Below are 18,285 nucleotides of genomic sequence, written 5' to 3'. Positions count from 1 at the left end.
CTTTAGGGGGGATAATTGTGAAAGTTGCTGTTGTTATGGGAAGTATATCTGATATAGATATAGTGAAAAAGACAGTTAAGGTTTTAGATGATTTTCAAGTAGGGTCTGAAGTAAGGGTTATATCAGCCCATAGGACTCCTTTTGAAGCTATAGAGTTTGCAAAAAATGCAGATAAAAATGGTATAGAAGTGATTATTGCTGCTGCAGGAAAGGCAGCCCATTTAGCAGGAGTTTTAGCAGGGGTTAGTACTTTACCTGTAATAGGTTTACCTATTAAATCATCTACTATGGATGGATTGGACTCTTTGCTTTCTGTAGTGCAGATGCCAAAAGGTGTACCAGTAGCTACAGTAGCTATTAATGGAGCAGAAAATGCAGGTATTTTAGCAGTACAGATGTTGTCAATAAAATATGATGGATTGAAAGAAAAGCTTAAGGAATATAAAGAACAAATGGCTAGGGAAGTTAGTGAAATGGATAAAGAGGTAGTAAATAAACTTAACTAAGGCCTGAAAGGGTGGTCAATTTGTGCGGAATTATTGGAATATATGATAAGGAAAACAAAGATATTTCCAAAATACTATACTATGGAATGTATGCACTACAACATAGAGGACAAGAAAGTGCTGGAATCGCAGTAAATAAAAATGGATTTATAGATTATTTTAAAGATGCAGGACTAGTCCATGAAGTTTTTCCAAAAGAAACATTAAGTAGATTTAGAGGTAATATAGGCATAGGTCATGTGGAATCGAAAGATAATGGGGAAGAAGAAATTTCATTAAGTGCTCAGCCATTAGTAGTTGGATACAAAAAAGGTGCACTAGCCCTAGCCAATGATGGTAATTTAATAAATTCTAGACAGTTAAGAGAAAAGTTAGAAGATGATGGAGTTATATTTTCAACAAATACAGATACGGAAGTAATAGCAAATCTAATAGCTAGGTTTCACAAAGATGATATAGAAATGGCCATACAAAAATCTTTGAAAATGGTTAAAGGTTCTTATTCACTAGTACTTATGACATTGGATAGACTTATTGGAGTGAGAGATCCTTATGGAATTAAGCCACTATCTATAGGGAAACTTGGAGATAACTATATACTATCTTCTGAAACTTGTGCTTTTGATACTATAGGAGCTACTTATATAAGAGATGTAGAACCAGGAGAAATGGTAGTTATAAGTGATGGAGAGCTAAAAAGTATAAAGTCTGGTAAAGAGTACAATAAAAAACTTTGTATATTTGAACTTATATATATGGCTAGACCAGATAGCAAGATAGATGGAAAAACTATTTATTTAGCTAGAAGAAAGGCAGGTCAAATACTTGCTAAGGAATGTCCGGCAGATGGAGATATAGTTATTTCAGCTCCAGATTCAGGAACGGTTGCAGCTATAGGATATGCAGAGGCTTCAGGTATACCTTATGATGAAGGGTTAATAAAAAACAGATATGTAGGAAGAACTTTTATAAAGCCAACTCAGGAACTAAGGGAACAAGGAGTAAGGATAAAGCTAAATGTATTAGAAGAAAATGTAGAAGGGAAGAAAGTAGTACTTGTAGATGACTCTATAGTTAGAGGTACTACAATGAGATCAATAGTAACAATGCTTAAGAAGGCAGGAGCAAAAGAGGTCCATGTTAGAATAAGTTCCCCTCCTGTAATATACCCTTGTTACTTTGGATTGGATACTACTAAAAGGAAAAATTTAATTGCTTCTGATAAATCTATAGAAGAAATAAGAAAAATAATAGGAGCAGATTCTCTTAACTACCTATCTTTACAAGGCCTTATAGATGGGGCAGGAGGAGAAGATGTGTTTTGCACAGGTTGTTTTGATGAGAACTATCCTATGGATATTGAAGATATATAAGAAAGGAGAAAGATATGAAACTAACTTATAAAGAAGCTGGAGTCAATAAAGAGGCTGGATACAAAGAAGTACAACTTATAAAAAACTTTATAAATAAGACCTACACAGAAGGAGTACTTTCAAATGTAGGTGGTTTTAGTGGATTATTTGCTCTAGATAAGGAAAAATATAATGAACCTGTATTGGTATCTGGAACAGATGGAGTAGGAACTAAGTTGAAAATTGCATTTATGATGGACAAACATGATACTGTAGGGGAAGATTGTGTGGCTATGTGTGTAAATGACATTCTATGTCAAGGAGCAAAACCATTATTTTTCCTTGATTATATAGCTACAGGAAAGCTTGAACCAGAAAAAATGGCTAAGATAGTTGAAGGAGTAGCCAATGGTTGTATAAAAGGTGGTTGTGCTTTAATAGGAGGAGAAACAGCAGAAATGCCAGGGTTTTATCAAGACGGAGAATATGATATGGCAGGTTTTGGTGTAGGTATAGTAGATAAAGACAAGATAATAGATGGCTCAGCTATTGAAGAAGGGGATTTAGTTGTAGGTCTTCCATCAAGTGGGGTTCATAGCAATGGCTATTCTTTAGTTAGGAAAATATTCTTTGATAAGGCTAAATTAGATGCTGATAAATATATTCCTGAACTTAAATCTACATTGGGAGAAGCACTTTTAAAACCTACTAGAATATATACAAATCCACTATATGATCTAATAGAAAACTTTAATCTTAAGGGAATTAGCCATATTACTGGTGGTGGATTCTATGAAAATATTCCAAGAATGCTTCCTGAAGGACTTACTGCAGTTATAAATACTAAAGATATTGAAAGACCATATATATTTGATTTAATTCAAGAATATGGAGACATAGATACAGATGAGATGTATAGCACATTTAATATGGGTATAGGAATTGTTTTCGTTGTAGGAAAAGATGAAATAGATGATGTACTATCATTTTTAAATGAAAAAGGTGAAAAAGGGGTTCTTCTTGGAGAAATAAAAAGTGGAGAAGAAAGGGTAATACTATGTCACCAATAAAAATTGGAGTTTTGATATCTGGCGGCGGCACCAATCTTCAATGTCTAATAGATGGTATAAAAAGTGGATATATAAATGGGGAAATAAAATTGGTTATGTCCAATAAAAAAGATGCATATGGCTTAAAAAGGGCAGAAAAAGAAGGAATTGAAGCTTTATATATAGATAGAAAAAGCTTTGGTTCAGAGGAAGAGTATAATAGGAAAGTTATTGAAACATTTAAAAATAGGGAAATTGATTTAGTAGTATTGGCTGGATATTTAAGGGTTTTATCTAAAGAATTCGTAAGAGAATATAGTGGAAGAATAATAAATATCCATCCATCATTAATACCTAGCTTTTGCGGGAAAGGCTATTATGGGGAGAAAGTTCATAAAGAAGTTTTAAGATACGGAGTGAAAGTAACTGGAGCAACGGTCCATTTTGTTGATGAAGGAACGGATACAGGACCTATAATACTTCAAAGAACGGTAGAAGTAAAAGAACAGGATACAGTGGAAACATTGAAAGATAGAGTTTTAAAGGTAGAACATGAAATATTGGCTGAAGCTGTAAAGTTGTTTTGTGATAGGAAGATAAAATTAGAAGATAGAAAAGTAACTATATTGAGGTGATAATATGAAAAGGGCACTTATTAGTGTTTGGGACAAAACTGGAATTGTAGATTTTGCAAAGGAATTAGTAGATTTAGGATGGGAAATAATATCTACAGGTGGAACTAAAAAAACTTTAAAAGAGGCAGGATTGGAAGTAATAGATATTTCAAATATAACAGGATTTCCAGAAGCTTTTGATGGAAGGGTTAAAACTCTTCATCCTAATATTCATGGTGGACTTCTTTATATAAGAGAAAATGAAGAACATGTGAAAACATTGGAAAAACTAGATATGAAGCCAATAGATTTAGTAGTAAACAATCTATATCCATTTAAACAAACTGTACTAAAAGAAGGAGTAACCCATGAGGAAGTAATTGAAAATATTGATATTGGCGGTCCTTCAATGATTAGGGCAGCAGCAAAAAACTATAAATATGTAACAGTTATAGTAGATCCAAAGGACTACGAAAAGGTAATAGATGAATTAAGAGAAAATGGGGAAACCAGTTTAGAAACTAGAGGAAGTCTTGCAAGGAAGGTATTCCAATATACAAGTAATTATGACAGCCTTATAGCTAATTATTTTAATGAAAAAGATAATATAGATTTTCCAGATACTATTACTTTAACTTTTGAAGAAAAAGTTGGTCTAAGATATGGAGAAAATCCTCACCAAAAAGCAGCATTTTATAGGGAAGTAGGGGATAATAGAGGAACCCTTACAGGGGCTACTCAATTACATGGAAAAGAACTATCTTTTAATAACATAAATGATACAAATGGAGCATTAGAAATACTTAAAGAATTTGAAGAGCCAACAGTAGTAGCAGTAAAACATGCTAATCCTTGTGGTATAGGAAGTGGAGAAAATCTTTTAGAAGCATATAAAAAAGCTTATGAATCAGATAAAGTATCTATCTTTGGCGGTATAATAGCAGCAAATAGAGAAGTAGATGAAGAAGTAGCAGAAATGATAAATAGTATTTTTATTGAAGTAGTAGTAGCACCATCTTATACAGAAAATGCATTAGAAATATTAAAGTCTAAGAAGAATATTAGACTTTTAGAATTAAAAGATATTATGAAAAATGATTATAAATCCTATGATGTTAAAAAGGTTTTAGGAGGTATCTTAGTACAAGAAAGGGATACAGTCCTTTTAAAAGAGGATTTGGAAGTTGTAACTAAGAGAAAACCTACAGAAGAAGAGTTAGAAGAGCTAATGTTTGCATGGAAAGCAGTTAAGAATGTAAAGAGTAATTCAGTTGTTCTTGTAAAAGATAAAGGAACAATAGGTATTGGAATGGGCCAGACAAATAGGATATGGGCTGTAGAACAGGCTATAGAACATAGTGGAGAAAAAGTAAAGGGAAGTGTACTAGCTTCTGATGGATTCTTCCCATTTGGAGACTCTGTTGAAGCGTTGGCTAAGGCAGGAGTTACAGCAGTTATTCAACCAGGTGGCTCTATTAGAGATGAAGAATCTATTAAGGCAGCAGATGAAAACAATATGGCTATGGTATTTACACATATGAGACATTTTAAACACTGATTATTCCATTTAAAAGGAAGGGATAGATATGAAAGTTTTAGTTATAGGCAGTGGAGGAAGAGAGCATGCATTGTGTCACAAGCTATCTGAAAGCAAGAGGGTATCAAAGATATATTGTGCACCAGGTAATGGTGGAACTCTTCAGGTAGCTGAAAATGTGAATATAAATCCAAAGGATATAGATCTTTTATTGGATTTTGCAATAAATAAAGATATAGATTTAACTGTTGTAGGTCCAGAAGATCCTTTAGTTAATGGAATAGTAGATAGATTTAATGAAAAAGGTCTTAAGATATTTGGACCTAACAAGAAAGGTGCAATTTTAGAAGGAAGCAAGATAATATCTAAAGGGTTTATGGAAAAATACAATATTCCAACAGGAAAGTATAAGGTTTTTAAAGAAGCAAAAGCTGCAATTAGCTTTTTAGATAGTCTAAACTACCCAATAGTTATAAAAGCAGATGGCCTTTGTGCAGGCAAAGGTGTTATTATATGCAAGACTAAGGAAGAAGGAATCAAGGCCATTGAAGATATAATGGTAGATAAGAAATTTGGCTTATCAGGAGAAGAAATTTTAATAGAAGAATTTTTAGAAGGAACAGAAACTTCCTTGCTTTGTTTTGTGTCCAATGAAAATATAATTCCTATGGAAAGTGCAAGGGATTATAAGAAGATATTTGAAGGAGATAAAGGGCCAAATACTGGTGGAGTAGGTTGTTTTTCACCTAATCCAGTAATGACTGATAAGTTGAAGGAAGAAATAGAGAAAAGTATATTAAAAAATATAAAAATTGGATTTAAAAATGAGGATATAGATTTTAGAGGTATTTTATTTATAGGACTTATGTTGACAGCAGATGGACCTAAGGTGTTAGAGTTCAATGTCAGATTTGGGGATCCAGAAACAGAAGTAGTTTTACCTAGATTAGAAAATGATATTGTAGATATATTTGAAAAGACTATGGATGGAAGTTTGAAAGAAGAAGATTTAAAATGGACAGATAAAAAATGTGTTACAGTAGTTTTGACATCTAAAGGATATCCAGTGGAATATGAAAAAGGGAAAGAAATAACAGGAACTGAAGAGTTAGACAAGGATATAATACTTTTTCATAATGGAACAAAAATGGAAGATGGGAAGCTATTAACTAATGGAGGAAGGGTTTTATCTGTAACAGCTTTAGGAGATACTCTTAAAGAGGCTAGAGAGAAGGTTTATAAAAATATAGACAAAATAAAATTTGATGGTCTTTGCTATAGGAAAGATATTGGAATAATATAAAGTAAAAGTTAAACGAAGGAGGAGAATCATGGAAAACTTTTTTAAACTAAAGGAACATAATACTGATGTAAAAACAGAAATATTGGCAGGAATTACTACATTTATGACTATGGCTTATATTTTAGCAGTAAATCCTTTGATTCTTTCAGAAACTGGAATGGATAAAGGAGGAGTATTTACAGCTACAGCACTATCTGCAGTTATAGCTACATTAATAATGGCTCTTTATGCAAAATATCCTTTTGCATTGGCACCAGGTATGGGTCTTAATGCTTTCTTTGCCTATACAGTTGTATTAGAAATGGGATATTCATGGCAGTTTGCATTAACAGCAGTATTTATAGAAGGTATTATTTTCATACTATTGTCCTTTGTTAAAGCGAGAGAAGCTATTTTTGATGCTATACCTATAAATCTAAAAAAAGCTGTTTCAGTAGGTATTGGATTATTTATAGCTTTTATAGGACTTAATTCAGCAGGAATAGTAGTTCAAGGAGAAGGAGTACCCCTTGCTCTAGGAGCTATAAACGAACCAGAAGCACTATTAGCACTGATTGGACTTATAATAACAGGTGTTTTATTAGCTAAAAATGTGAAAGGTGCATTACTTATAGGAATTATAGCAACTACTGTTATAGGTATACCTATGGGAGTTACAATTTTGCCAGAAGGCGGAAAAATAATAAGTTTACCACCATCTTTAAGTAAGGTTGCTTTCCAATTTGAATGGCATAATATTTTTACTAAAGATATGATAATAGTAGTATTTACTTTCTTATTTGTAGATATATTTGATACTATAGGAACATTAACAGGTGTAGCTTCTAAAGCAAATATGTTAGATGAAGAAGGAAAACTTCCAAGGGTTAGTAAAGCATTGCTTGCAGATGCTGTAGGTACAATAGGTGGAGCATGTCTAGGAACTAGTACTGTAACAACATTTGTTGAAAGTGCTTCAGGAGTAGCTGAAGGAGGAAGAACTGGTCTTACAGCTCTATCCACTGCAGGCATGTTTGCTCTTTCATTATTATTTGCACCATTATTTACAATGGTACCATCATCAGCTACAGGACCAGCACTTATATTAGTAGGACTTTTCATGATGAGTCCAATTAAAGAAATAGATTTAGATGATTTTACAGAAGCTATACCAGCATTCTTAACAATTATTATGATGCCTTTAGCATATAGTATTGCTGAAGGAATAGTATTTGGAATGTTATCTTATGTAGTTTTAAAATTACTTACAGGTAAAGGGAAAGAAGTATCTTTAGTAATGTATATATTAAGTATTTTGTTTATAATTAGATTTATGATATAAAAATAACAATAAATAGTTTTAAAATTAAAGAGCCTGCTATATATTATATATAGCAGGTATTTATTTCCAAGGTTAAAATATATAGAATACTTTAAATTTTCATTTTAAGAAAAATTTGGTATAATGGTATTTGACAATAGAAACATTCTATTTATAGTGTAATTAGGATTTAATAGGGTATTAGTTTTGAATAAGGAAGGGTATGTACTTTTATAGCTAGTAGATTTTATAATTTTAGAATATTTAATAAATTATCCAGAAATCATGGATAAAATTAAGTGAGGGGGAAAGCTATGAAGACTGATGTTCAGATTGCTCAAGAATCAAAAATGAAACCTATTGAGGAAATTGCAAAACAGTTAGGACTTAGCAGAGAGGATTTGGAGTTATATGGTGATTACAAAGCTAAAGTTTCATTAGATGTACTTAAAGAAAGAGAAGATCAACCAGATGGAAAATTGATTTTGGTTACAGCTATAAATCCAACTCCTGCTGGAGAAGGAAAGACTACAATGAATATTGGTTTAAGTATGGCGTTAAATAAGATTGGCAAAACTGCTATATCTGCACTTAGAGAGCCTTCTTTAGGGCCTTGTTTTGGAATTAAAGGAGGGGCTGCAGGAGGAGGGTATGCCCAAGTAGTACCTATGGAGGATATTAACCTACATTTTACAGGGGATATTCATGCTATAACTACTGCTCACAACTTACTTTCGGCATTACTTGACAATCATATCCATCAAGGAAATGAACTTGGAATAGACCCAAGAAGAATTACTTGGAAAAGGGTATTGGATATGAATGACAGAGCTCTTAGGAATATAGTTGTTGGATTAGGTGGAAAGTCTAATGGAGTACCAAGAGAAGATAGTTTTGATATTACTGTAGCATCTGAAATAATGGCTATCCTTTGTTTAGCAAATGATTTAGAAGATTTAAAAGAAAGATTAGGAAATATCTTAGTAGCTTATGATTATAATGGAGAACCAGTACATGCAAGGGATTTAAATGCTGAAGGTGCTCTTACATTGCTTCTTAAAGATGCATTGCAACCAAACTTAGTTCAAACATTGGAAAATACTCCAGCTTTTATTCATGGTGGACCTTTTGCAAATATTGCCCATGGCTGCAATAGTGTATTGGCAACAAAGATGTCTCTAAAATTAGCAGAATATACTATTACAGAGGCAGGTTTTGGTGCAGATTTAGGTGCGGAAAAGTTCTTTGATATTAAATGTAGATTTGCAGATCTAAAACCTGATGCAGCAGTAATAGTTGCTACTGTTAGAGCATTGAAACTTCATGGTGGAGTTGAAAAAACAGAATTAAATGAAGAGAATTTAGAAGCTTTAGAAATTGGATTTGAAAACCTAGAAAAACATATAGAAAATGTAAAAGGCTATGGCGTTCCAGTAGTAGTAGCTATAAATCATTTCCCAACAGATACAGACAATGAATTAGAACTTGTATTTAATAAATGTAAAGAATTAGGAGTAGAAGTAGTACATTCAGAAGTATGGGCAAAAGGTGGAGAAGGTGGAATAGAACTAGCTAAGAAGGTAGTTGAAGTTGTAGAAAGTACCCCTTCAAACTTTAAAGTGTTATATGATGAAAATTCTACTATAGTGGAAAAGGCAGAAAAAATAGCTAAAGATATTTATGGTGCAGATGGAGTAGAATTTACTCAAAAAGCTTTAAAGGAAATTAAACAAATTGAAAAGCTTGGCCTTGATAAAATGCCTATATGTATGGCTAAGACCCAGTATTCCTTATCTGATAATCCAGACTTACTAGGAAGACCAAGTAGATTTAAAATTACAGTAAGAGAGATTAAAATATCAGCAGGAGCTAAGTTCTTAGTAGCATTAACAGGAGATGTAATGACTATGCCAGGACTTCCAAAAGTACCAGCAGCAAATAATATGGATATAACTAAAGATGGAGAAATAAAAGGATTATTTTAATAAGTAGGTTAGGAGGAGCTATCACTTTATCGTTATTTAAGATAAAGTGATAGCTCCTCTTTTATAATTAATTAAAAAAATGTAAAAAATTATATTACAGAAGGTATTTGAAGAAAAAAGTAGAATTAAAGGAGTAAAGAGATAAAGGGGGTGTGATTCGATGGATTATAATTCTAGGATAAAAAGTGATCAGGTAGATTCGTTATTTAAAGCAATACTTAAACTTGAAAATATGGAAGAATGTTATCGTTTTTTTGAAGATATATGTACTATAAAAGAAATACAAGCTATTAGCCAAAGACTTGAAGTGGCAAAATTACTTAGAATGAATAGAACTTATAATGAAATTGAAGAAAAAACAGGAGCTAGTACAGCTACCATCAGTAGGATAAGTAGAGCATTGAACTACGGAGCAGATGGTTATAATATGGTACTAGATAGATTAGGATACCCTAAATTAGATAAAGATGAATAAAAGTATAGCTAATTTATTTACAAAAACGTATATAGATGATATAATATAGTTAAAATAAATATTGTATTGAGATAATGAGAGTGTATCAAAAAATCTGGAAACAGATTTTTGGTACACTTTTTTGCTTTTTTACAATAGGAAGAAATAGTAAATTCCTTGAGGAGGTATTATTTTGGATACTAATTTTTTTAAAAGACTAGAGATAAACCCTATAATAGCAGCTGTTAATGATCTAAACAAATTGGATAATGCAATAAATTCCCCTTGTGAAAACATTTTCCTTTTAACGGGAAATATTGTAAATTTAAAGGAAATAGTAGATAAGGTAAGACAAAAAGATAAAGGAATATATATACATCTAGATTTAATAGATGGAATATCTAAAGACAACTGGGGTCTGCAATATATAGCAAAAAACATAAATCCTCATGGAATAATAACTACTAAAAGTAGCCTTATTAATTATTCGAGAGAATTAGATATTTTTGCTATTCAAAGGCTTTTTGTATTAGATTCACTATCTTTAGATACAGGTATAAGAAACATTAAAAATACTGAACCTAATGCTGTAGAAATACTTCCAGGAATAATGCCTAAGATTGTAAAAAGGGTAGTTCAAGAAACTAGAAGACCTATAATAACAGGTGGACTCATAATGGATAAGGAAGATGTAATAGGAAGTTTAAATTCTGGAGCAGTAGCCATATCAACAAGTAATGAAAAAGTTTGGTATATGTAAAAGAAGGGAGAGATATAAATGTATGATGTAGCCATAATAGGTGCAGGTATAACAGGTACATTTATAGCAAGAGAACTATCAAGATATGAATTAGATATTGTTATATTGGAAAAAGATAATGATATTTCAAGTGGTGCAACTAAGGCGAATACAGGGATAGTTCATGCAGGCTATGATGCAAAGCCTAATACAAAAATGGCTTATTTCAATGTAAAAGGGAATCCTATGTTTGATAAGGTATGTGAAGAATTAGATGTACCTTTTAAAAGGAATGGTTCACTAGTAGTAGGATTTAGTGAAGAGGATATGGAGACTATTGAAGAACTTTATGAAAGAGGAGTTAAGAATGGAGTACCTAAATTAGAAATAATAGATAGGGAAAAAATCAAGGAATTGGAACCTAATATAGGTAAAGATGTAGTTGGTGCTCTATATGCTCCTACAGCTGGAATTATAAGTCCTTGGGAGCTAGCTATAGCATTAGCTGAAAATGCAATGGACAATGGAGCAGAGCTATATTTAAACAATGAAGTAAAGAATATAGAAACTACAGATAGTGGATATAGAATAAAGACCAGTGAAAGAGAAATAGAAGCAAAATACGTTATAAATTGTGCTGGAGTATATGCAGATGAAATAAGTCAAATGGTAGGAGATAGTAGTTTTAAAATAACTCCAAGAAGTGGCCAATACTATTTACTTGATAAAGCAGCAGGAGAAATGATAAATACTGTAATATTCCAATGTCCTAGAAAGTTTGGAAAAGGGGTAGTAGTTTCACCGACAGCCCATGGAAATATAATAGTAGGGCCAGACAATGAAGTGGTGCCAAATAAGGAGGCTACTGAAACTACTGGATATAGATTGAGAATGGTAAGAGAAACTGCACAAAAGAGTGTAGAGGGAATACCTTTCAATAAGAATATAACTAACTTTACAGGTGTAAGAGCAGAACCAGATACAGGGGATTTTATCATAGAAGAATCAAAAGTAGCGAAAGGATTTATAAATGTTGGAGGAATAAAATCACCAGGACTTACATCTTCCCCAGCTATAGCAGAATATGTAACTGGAATGGTAAAAGATATAGCAGGTGGTTTAGAAGATAAAGAGGACTTTAATCCTAAGAGGAAAAAGGTAATCCGTTTTGCAGAATTGTCAAATGAGGAAAAAGCGGAGTTAATTAAAAAGGATCCAAGTTATGGAAGAATAATTTGTAGATGTGAAACTGTAACTGAAGGTGAAATAATAGATTGTATCAATAGGAATGCAGGTGCTACTACTGTAGATGGAGTGAAAAGAAGAACAAGAGCTGGTTTTGGAAGATGTCAAGGTGGATTCTGTATGCCAAGGGTTATGGAGATATTGGCAAGAGAACTAAATAAAGATGTGACAGATATAGTTAAAGATGGTACTGATTCTTATATACTCACAGGAGAAACAAAAGAAATTGAAAATGGTGAAGAGTAAGGGGGCAGAAAAATGGATAGCTATGAAATTGTAGTCATTGGTGGAGGCCCAGCTGGCTTAGCAGCAGCAATTGAAGCTAGAAAAAATGGCGTGGAAAATATATTGGTAATAGAAAGGGATAAAGAGCTTGGCGGAATACTTCAACAGTGTATTCATAATGGATTTGGCCTTCATGTATTTAAAGAAGAATTAACAGGACCACAGTATTCAGAAAGATTCATAAGGGAATTAAAGGAAATGGGAATTGAATATAAATTAGATACTATGGTGCTTCATATAGATGAAGATAGGAATATAGAAGCAATTAACACAAAAGATGGACTTATACAAATAAAAGCCGAAGCTATTGTATTGGCTATGGGTTGCAGAGAAAGACCTAGAGGTGCTATAACTATTCCAGGAACTAGACCTGCAGGTATATTTACAGCAGGTACAGCTCAAAGATTTATAAACATGGAAGGCTATCAAGTGGGAAAAAAAGTAGTCATACTAGGCTCAGGAGATATTGGGCTTATAATGGCGAGAAGGATGACTTTAGAAGGGGCTAAAGTAGAAGCAGTAGTAGAGCTTATGCCTTATTCAGGTGGACTTACAAGGAATATTGTTCAATGTCTTGATGATTTTAATATACCACTACTTTTAAGCCATACTATAGTAGATATTAAAGGAAGAGATAGACTAGAAGGGGTAGTAGTAGCAAAAGTAGATGAAAATAGAAGACCTATACCAGGAAGTGAAGTAGAGTATGAATGTGATACATTGTTGCTTTCAGTAGGACTTATTCCAGAAAACGAACTATCTAATGAAGCTAATATAGAAATAGATACTATAACCAATGGACCCATAGTTAACGAATCTATGGAAACCAGTGTAAGTGGAATATTTGCTTGTGGAAATGTAGTCCATGTCCATGATTTAGTTGACAATGTAACTAGAGAAAGTAGAAAAGCTGGTAAATGTGCAGCTAAATTTGTTAAAGGTGAACTAAAAGAAGATTCACATACTGTAAAAACCATACCAGGAGAAGGCATCAGATATATAGTACCTCAAGAAATAAGGGTAGAAAATGTAGATGAAGATTTAACTTTATTTATGAGGGTAACAGATATATTTAAAGATGCTAAATTAGTACTTGAAAATGGAGATAAAGCTATAAAAGAAATAAAGAAGATACAATTTGCTCCAGGAGAGATGGAAGAAATAAAAATAAATGCTTCAGAGTTAAAAGATGGAGAAATAGGAGATTTAAAAGTATCCATCCAAGAGGGAGGGAAATAAGGTGGATGTATATGAAAAAGTTTGTATAGTATGCCCTAGAGGATGTAGATTGACTATAAAAAAGGATGAAACTAGTTTAAAAGGATATACAGTAGAAGGAAACACCTGTAAAAGAGGAGCAGAATATGGAATAAAAGAAGTAACCAATCCAACTAGGGTTATAACAAGTACAGTTAAACTAAAAAGTGACCATTTAAATAGACTTCCAGTAGTAACTAAAGGTGGAATACCTAAAGCTAAAATGATGGAATCAATGAAAGTTATAAGTAATGTAGAAGTAAAACCACCAGTAAAAGAAGGAGAAGTAATAATCGAAAACTTATTAGATACAGGAGTAGATCTAATATCCTCTAGAACTGTAGAACAATAATGGAATATTGTTAAAAAAGGAGTGATTTTCCCTTAAGGGAAAATCACTCCTTTTTCTTATAATATACGAAAGAAGGAGAATGAGAAGATGTCTAGAATATTAAACAATAGGTATTTATTATGATATGTTTTTATTGGATATTCAACTTAAAGATTATTCAGGATTTGAATTAGCTAAAGAAATAAGAAATATAGATAATTATAAATTAACCCCTATTATATTTGTAACTGCAATACCTACAAGAGAATTGATGGCATTTAAAGAAATACATTGTTATGACTATATAGTAAAACCTTTTAAAGAGGAGGAGATAGTATGGACAAAACAAGAGCTGTATCTTTTAAAAAAGTTAATAAATATTATAATGAATTCCATGCTTTAAAAAATATAAGTTTTGATATTCCAAAAAATTCAATTGTAGGATTAATCGGAGCTAATGGTTCAGGTAAAACAACCATGATTAAATGTTTATTAAATTATTATGATGATTACTCCGGTGAAATTACTGTGTTTGGAGAAAAAAATAAGAGTATTGCTCAAGAAGATAATATTTTTGCTTATATTCCAGATACACCTGTTTACTATGAAGAATTAACAGTTAATGAACATCTTGATTTTATAAGTAGAATGTATAAAACAGAAGGAAAGGTTGAAAAGCTTAAAAAAGATTTTCAATTAGAAAGTCATTTAAATAAATTTCCACATGAACTGTCTAAAGGGAATCGACAAAAATTATTGATATGTTGTGCATTGCTTAGAGATTATAAACTTTTAATAGCAGATGAGCCTTTTTCAGGATTAGATCCTAGACAGCTTAATAATTTAAGAGAAAGATTTTTAGAACTAAAAAACAAAGGGAAAACAATTATTCTATCTACTCATCTATTAGCTTTAATAGAAAACTTATGTGATTATTACATTATGATTGATAAGGGAAATTTGATAGGGGTTGGAACGGTACAAGAAATTTTAGCAAAAACTCCTGATTGTAAAAATCTTGAAGATCTTTATTTACACCTATCAGAAGGTGGTGAAGAAGATTAATGATTTAAGAGTAATTTTATCTTATAAATTTAAAATAAAAATTAGAGAAATGAAGTCTATGATAAAAAACCTTTTTATTGGGTTAATGATAATGGGCATAGTCTTTGTATTTACGGTTTTTCAGTTTGGTAAAATGATTATTTTGAATTCAGAATTAATTAATCTTTATAGTAATCAAATTGTTCTAGGTATAAGCATGGTATTTATTTTATTTACCTTAATTTATAAAAAAACACCCTTAAAGTGGCACCCAGCAAGTATGATTTATTTATCAGGCTCTAAATTCCGTAAGATTTTTAAACTTAGTTTATTTAAGAAGATTATTTCTTATGCTGTTTTCAGTATTCTTATAGCTTTAATATTAAATAATTTTAAAATTAGCTTCCAAACAATACAAGTATTCTTAAGTCTTTGGAATTTGTTCATAATTTCAATAATTAGTAGATATTTTATCTATAATAAAGGGTTTAATATTAAAATAATGGGTTTTGTTTTTATATATACTATAGTATTGAATCTCCAATTATATACAAATAAATATTTATCTATTGTACTAATATTATATTTAACCTATGTATCTATTTATAGCATTAGGGAGGCTTTGAATACAGATTTTGATTTTGGTAAATCATTTGCTGATATGGTTTTTATTAGTAGAGCTAGCTATTTAGCAAGAGGAAATGCAATTGAAGATGCACAAGGATTTGTTAGAGAAACGTCAGCAGGGAAAAATAGAAAAAATTTTATATTAAAAAACATGAAATTAAAAAACCCTTTAATTCAAAAAAACTTAATTACTTTTTCAAGAATTAATCTTACTATATCTGTTTATATATTTGTTATATTTATAGCAGTTATTGTCTTGTATAAATTTGAACTCTTTGAATTTGTTAAAACAATCAAAGAATTAGGTATTGGAGCACCAATAGTAGCATTACATCAAGCTTTATTTATAAATAATATAATAGATTTAATGGCTAATCAGAAGAATTTATTAGTGGAAAAAAGTAAAGAAGGATTGTACTTACCCTATAAAAAACATGAAATTAATAAATCATTTATGGTATTAGGGGTTCCAATATTATTAATCGCAACATTAATGGTGGGAATACTTTTCCAAAAGCCGATATGGATTATTGGTATTGGATTATTGTTTTATTCAATAATTCTTTTAATTTCTTTAAGTTTCGAGAAAAAGAAAGATTCGGATTTTTTTAGAACTATTATATATTTTGCCATATTTGGGGTTTCATATTTATTGATAAAGTAAATTACAACATTAAGTTTATCACAATACTAATTATGATATATATAATTAATGGAATCTGAATGTTATATATCGTTAAAAATATTTTGCTATAAAAATTACTTATCAGCAGTTATGAAAAATCCATATATGCATGAGCTGACAAAAGTAGGTAATGAACTGATAATTAATAAAATGAATAAGTTATATCATGGATATGGCCTAAAATCGGTAAGAACTGCAGTTGGATTGGCAACCCTATTTTGGACAGAATTTTACTTAACATAGATTTTGTTGGGTGCTTATGATACTTTTTCTAATTTTGCAGTGTTTGATTCTCTATATTCAATTGGTATAATAATCTAAAAATCTATGGATTCTTAGATTATTATACCAATAAATATACTTTGCTAATTCTAGTTGTAACTATTCTAAGGTTTCAAATTTTCTTTGATATATGAATTATGTTTTCAATATTTTATTAGTGGCCTTATTAACTGCATTATCACATGGATTTCCTTTATTGCTCAAAGAACGTTCTATTTTAAAAGTATCTAAAATATTGTCTATCGTTATATTATCATACTCATTACTACGGTCTGAATGAAATATGTTGATATGTTTTAGAGGATATGAATTGGCAACCTATTATAATAGGCTCATTTCTTTATTAGCATTCCAATTATAGTACCTATCCATATACCTATTAAAGAACTTATGGTAATAAACCCTACTGCGAAGCCTTTCCAACTTTTAATATCAGTTAGACTGTAAAAAAATAAGCTAATACAGATTAAACTTAGTATAGAAGAGGTTATAAATAGAACTGTTCTTGTAACTTTAAAAGACATTATTAAAATACCTATAGCAGATATAATTCCTATAAATAATATAGGAAACCAACCTTCTGACATTAATATTGAATAGGTTACACTTAATAGGACAGATCTTTACTTAACATGGTACAATGTACAATAAAATTAGGAGGAGATTTTAATGACCAGAAAACGTTACGATGAGGATTTCAAAAAACAGGTAGTAAAGATCTACAACCAAGGAAATCACAGTTACAGAAGTCTAGGTGATGAATATGGTGTAGCCGCCCCTACTATTAGAACCTGGGTACTAAGATATAATAATTCTAATTCCTTTGATGTGGAAGATAATAGAACTGAAGAGGAAAAAGAATTAATTGAACTTAGGAAGAAAGTAAAGCAACTTGAAATGGAAAATGATATTTGCCCTAAAGGATAAGTTCCACTAAGGCAATAAATTGCCAAGTGAGTCAGTTAAAAGCAGGCAGCACTACTACTAGGCAAAAAGTAGACCTTATCATTTCTAATAGAAAGAAATACAGTATTAGTGCAATGTGTGAACTTTTAAATGTTCAAAGAAGTTTAGTATATTACCATTTAAATAAAGAACCTTCTACTCCTTACAATGAAGAATCCATAATTACAAAACACATTAAAGATATCTTTAGGCGTAGTAGAAATAATTATGGAACAAGAAAAATTAAAGTAGAACTAGAAAAATTAGGCCATAATGTTTCAAGAAGAAGGATATCTAGAATTATGAATGAAAATGGCCTGGTATCCAATTACACAGTGGCTTAATATAAGGTTGATACTAATAATTGCAATGAATTTTCTATACCAAATATTGTGGATAGAAAATTTGAGACCTTAGAACAACTACAATTAGAGCTAGCAGAGTATATCTTTTGGTATAACAACCTAAGGGTTCACGGAGCTTTAGGATACAAGACACCAATTGAATATAGAGAACTAAGTACTATGACATTAGAAAGACATCATAGATATTTAATAAAATCTATGTTAAGTAAAATATTGTTCAAAAAGGGGTTGCCAATCCATTCTCTTATGATACTGACATGTCAACACTTTTTTGGACAGTTTTTTACCGAACAATATATTTAAACTTTCTTGAATTTATTTGCAAGTCTAAGATTATTTATTTAATCCCGTCAAGGGTAAATAAACTCGCTATCGCTCGC

The 18,285-nt window shown here is 31.2% G+C and carries 17 protein-coding genes and 2 pseudogenes; 17 read left to right on the top strand and 2 right to left on the bottom strand.

Features of this window, described 5'->3' with window-relative positions:
* Positions 1-17: 17 nt before the first annotated feature.
* From purE to FYJ27_RS09755, 16 genes are all read left to right on the top strand, one after another.
* The gene (gene purE / locus FYJ27_RS09830; RefSeq protein ID WP_226807561.1) at positions 18-506 is read left to right on the top strand and encodes a 5-(carboxyamino)imidazole ribonucleotide mutase; all 489 of its coding nucleotides are present in this window, start codon (positions 18-20) and stop codon (positions 504-506) included.
* A gap of 11 nt (positions 507-517) precedes the next feature.
* Positions 518-1,879, top strand: coding sequence for an amidophosphoribosyltransferase (purF, locus tag FYJ27_RS09825; protein WP_226807562.1), 1,362 nt, complete (start codon positions 518-520; stop codon positions 1,877-1,879).
* A gap of 14 nt (positions 1,880-1,893) precedes the next feature.
* The gene (gene purM, locus FYJ27_RS09820) at positions 1,894-2,928 is read left to right on the top strand and encodes a phosphoribosylformylglycinamidine cyclo-ligase (RefSeq protein ID WP_154484674.1); all 1,035 of its coding nucleotides are present in this window, start codon (positions 1,894-1,896) and stop codon (positions 2,926-2,928) included.
* The gene (purN, locus tag FYJ27_RS09815; RefSeq protein WP_154484673.1) at positions 2,916-3,542 is read left to right on the top strand and encodes a phosphoribosylglycinamide formyltransferase; all 627 of its coding nucleotides are present in this window, start codon (positions 2,916-2,918) and stop codon (positions 3,540-3,542) included. The genes purM and purN overlap by 13 nt, the downstream gene beginning before the upstream one ends.
* Before the next feature lie 4 nt (positions 3,543-3,546).
* Positions 3,547-5,079, top strand: coding sequence for a bifunctional phosphoribosylaminoimidazolecarboxamide formyltransferase/IMP cyclohydrolase (gene purH, locus FYJ27_RS09810; protein WP_154484672.1), 1,533 nt, complete (start codon positions 3,547-3,549; stop codon positions 5,077-5,079).
* A 28-nt stretch (positions 5,080-5,107) separates the two neighbouring features.
* Positions 5,108-6,361 carry a phosphoribosylamine--glycine ligase gene (gene purD, locus FYJ27_RS09805; RefSeq protein WP_154484671.1) on the top strand — a complete coding sequence of 418 codons (1,254 nt, stop codon included), beginning with the start codon at positions 5,108-5,110 and terminating at the stop codon, positions 6,359-6,361.
* Between the two features lie 28 nt (positions 6,362-6,389).
* Complete coding sequence (locus FYJ27_RS09800) at positions 6,390-7,682, top strand: NCS2 family permease (protein WP_154484670.1); 1,293 nt, start codon at positions 6,390-6,392, stop codon at positions 7,680-7,682.
* A gap of 293 nt (positions 7,683-7,975) precedes the next feature.
* The gene (locus FYJ27_RS09795; RefSeq protein ID WP_154484669.1) at positions 7,976-9,646 is read left to right on the top strand and encodes a formate--tetrahydrofolate ligase; all 1,671 of its coding nucleotides are present in this window, start codon (positions 7,976-7,978) and stop codon (positions 9,644-9,646) included.
* A gap of 160 nt (positions 9,647-9,806) precedes the next feature.
* Positions 9,807-10,121 carry a YerC/YecD family TrpR-related protein gene (locus tag FYJ27_RS09790; RefSeq protein WP_154484668.1) on the top strand — a complete coding sequence of 105 codons (315 nt, stop codon included), beginning with the start codon at positions 9,807-9,809 and terminating at the stop codon, positions 10,119-10,121.
* Positions 10,122-10,293: 172 nt separating this feature from the next.
* Positions 10,294-10,860, top strand: coding sequence for a glycerol-3-phosphate responsive antiterminator (locus FYJ27_RS09785; protein WP_154484667.1), 567 nt, complete (start codon positions 10,294-10,296; stop codon positions 10,858-10,860).
* Positions 10,861-10,878: 18 nt separating this feature from the next.
* Entirely contained in the window at positions 10,879-12,330 is a 1,452-nt protein-coding gene (locus FYJ27_RS09780; protein WP_154484666.1) for an NAD(P)/FAD-dependent oxidoreductase, read from the top strand.
* A 12-nt stretch (positions 12,331-12,342) separates the two neighbouring features.
* The gene (locus FYJ27_RS09775) at positions 12,343-13,608 is read left to right on the top strand and encodes an NAD(P)/FAD-dependent oxidoreductase (RefSeq protein ID WP_154484665.1); all 1,266 of its coding nucleotides are present in this window, start codon (positions 12,343-12,345) and stop codon (positions 13,606-13,608) included.
* 1 nt (position 13,609) lies between these two features.
* Positions 13,610-13,978, top strand: a complete 369-nt coding sequence (locus tag FYJ27_RS09770) for a DUF1667 domain-containing protein (RefSeq protein ID WP_326831073.1) — start codon at positions 13,610-13,612, stop codon at positions 13,976-13,978.
* Positions 13,979-14,102: 124 nt separating this feature from the next.
* Positions 14,103-14,360, top strand: a complete 258-nt coding sequence (locus FYJ27_RS09765; protein WP_229775528.1) for a response regulator — start codon at positions 14,103-14,105, stop codon at positions 14,358-14,360.
* Positions 14,294-15,022 (top strand): ABC transporter ATP-binding protein, encoded by a 729-nt coding sequence (locus FYJ27_RS09760; RefSeq protein ID WP_154484664.1) that lies wholly within the window; start codon positions 14,294-14,296, stop codon positions 15,020-15,022. The genes FYJ27_RS09765 and FYJ27_RS09760 overlap by 67 nt, the downstream gene beginning before the upstream one ends.
* Positions 15,023-15,623: 601 nt before the next feature.
* Positions 15,624-16,292, top strand: a complete 669-nt coding sequence (locus FYJ27_RS09755) for a hypothetical protein (protein ID WP_154484663.1) — start codon at positions 15,624-15,626, stop codon at positions 16,290-16,292.
* 278 nt (positions 16,293-16,570) lie between these two features.
* On the opposite strand, the pseudogene FYJ27_RS09745 reads toward FYJ27_RS09755, so the two are convergent.
* Together FYJ27_RS09745 and FYJ27_RS13100 are read right to left on the bottom strand one after the other, a co-directional pair.
* Positions 16,571-16,901: pseudogene (locus FYJ27_RS09745) on the bottom strand (IS3 family transposase); the annotation flags it as partial.
* A 26-nt stretch (positions 16,902-16,927) separates the two neighbouring features.
* Positions 16,928-17,182 carry a YesK family protein gene (locus FYJ27_RS13100; RefSeq protein ID WP_154484661.1) on the bottom strand — a complete coding sequence of 85 codons (255 nt, stop codon included), beginning with the start codon at positions 17,180-17,182 and terminating at the stop codon, positions 16,928-16,930.
* Positions 17,183-17,264: 82 nt separating this feature from the next.
* Here FYJ27_RS13100 and FYJ27_RS09735 point away from each other — a divergent pair.
* Positions 17,265-18,073, top strand: a pseudogene (locus tag FYJ27_RS09735) (IS3 family transposase); the annotation flags it as partial.
* Positions 18,074-18,285: the final 212 nt, after the last annotated feature.

Origin of the sequence: Anaerosalibacter bizertensis (genome assembly GCF_009696605.1) — a bacterium.
Lineage (GTDB): Bacteria > Bacillota > Clostridia > Tissierellales > Sporanaerobacteraceae > Anaerosalibacter > Anaerosalibacter bizertensis.
The sequence above is the reverse complement of the archived record's forward strand: the minus strand, read 5'-3'. Positions and strand labels throughout refer to the sequence as shown.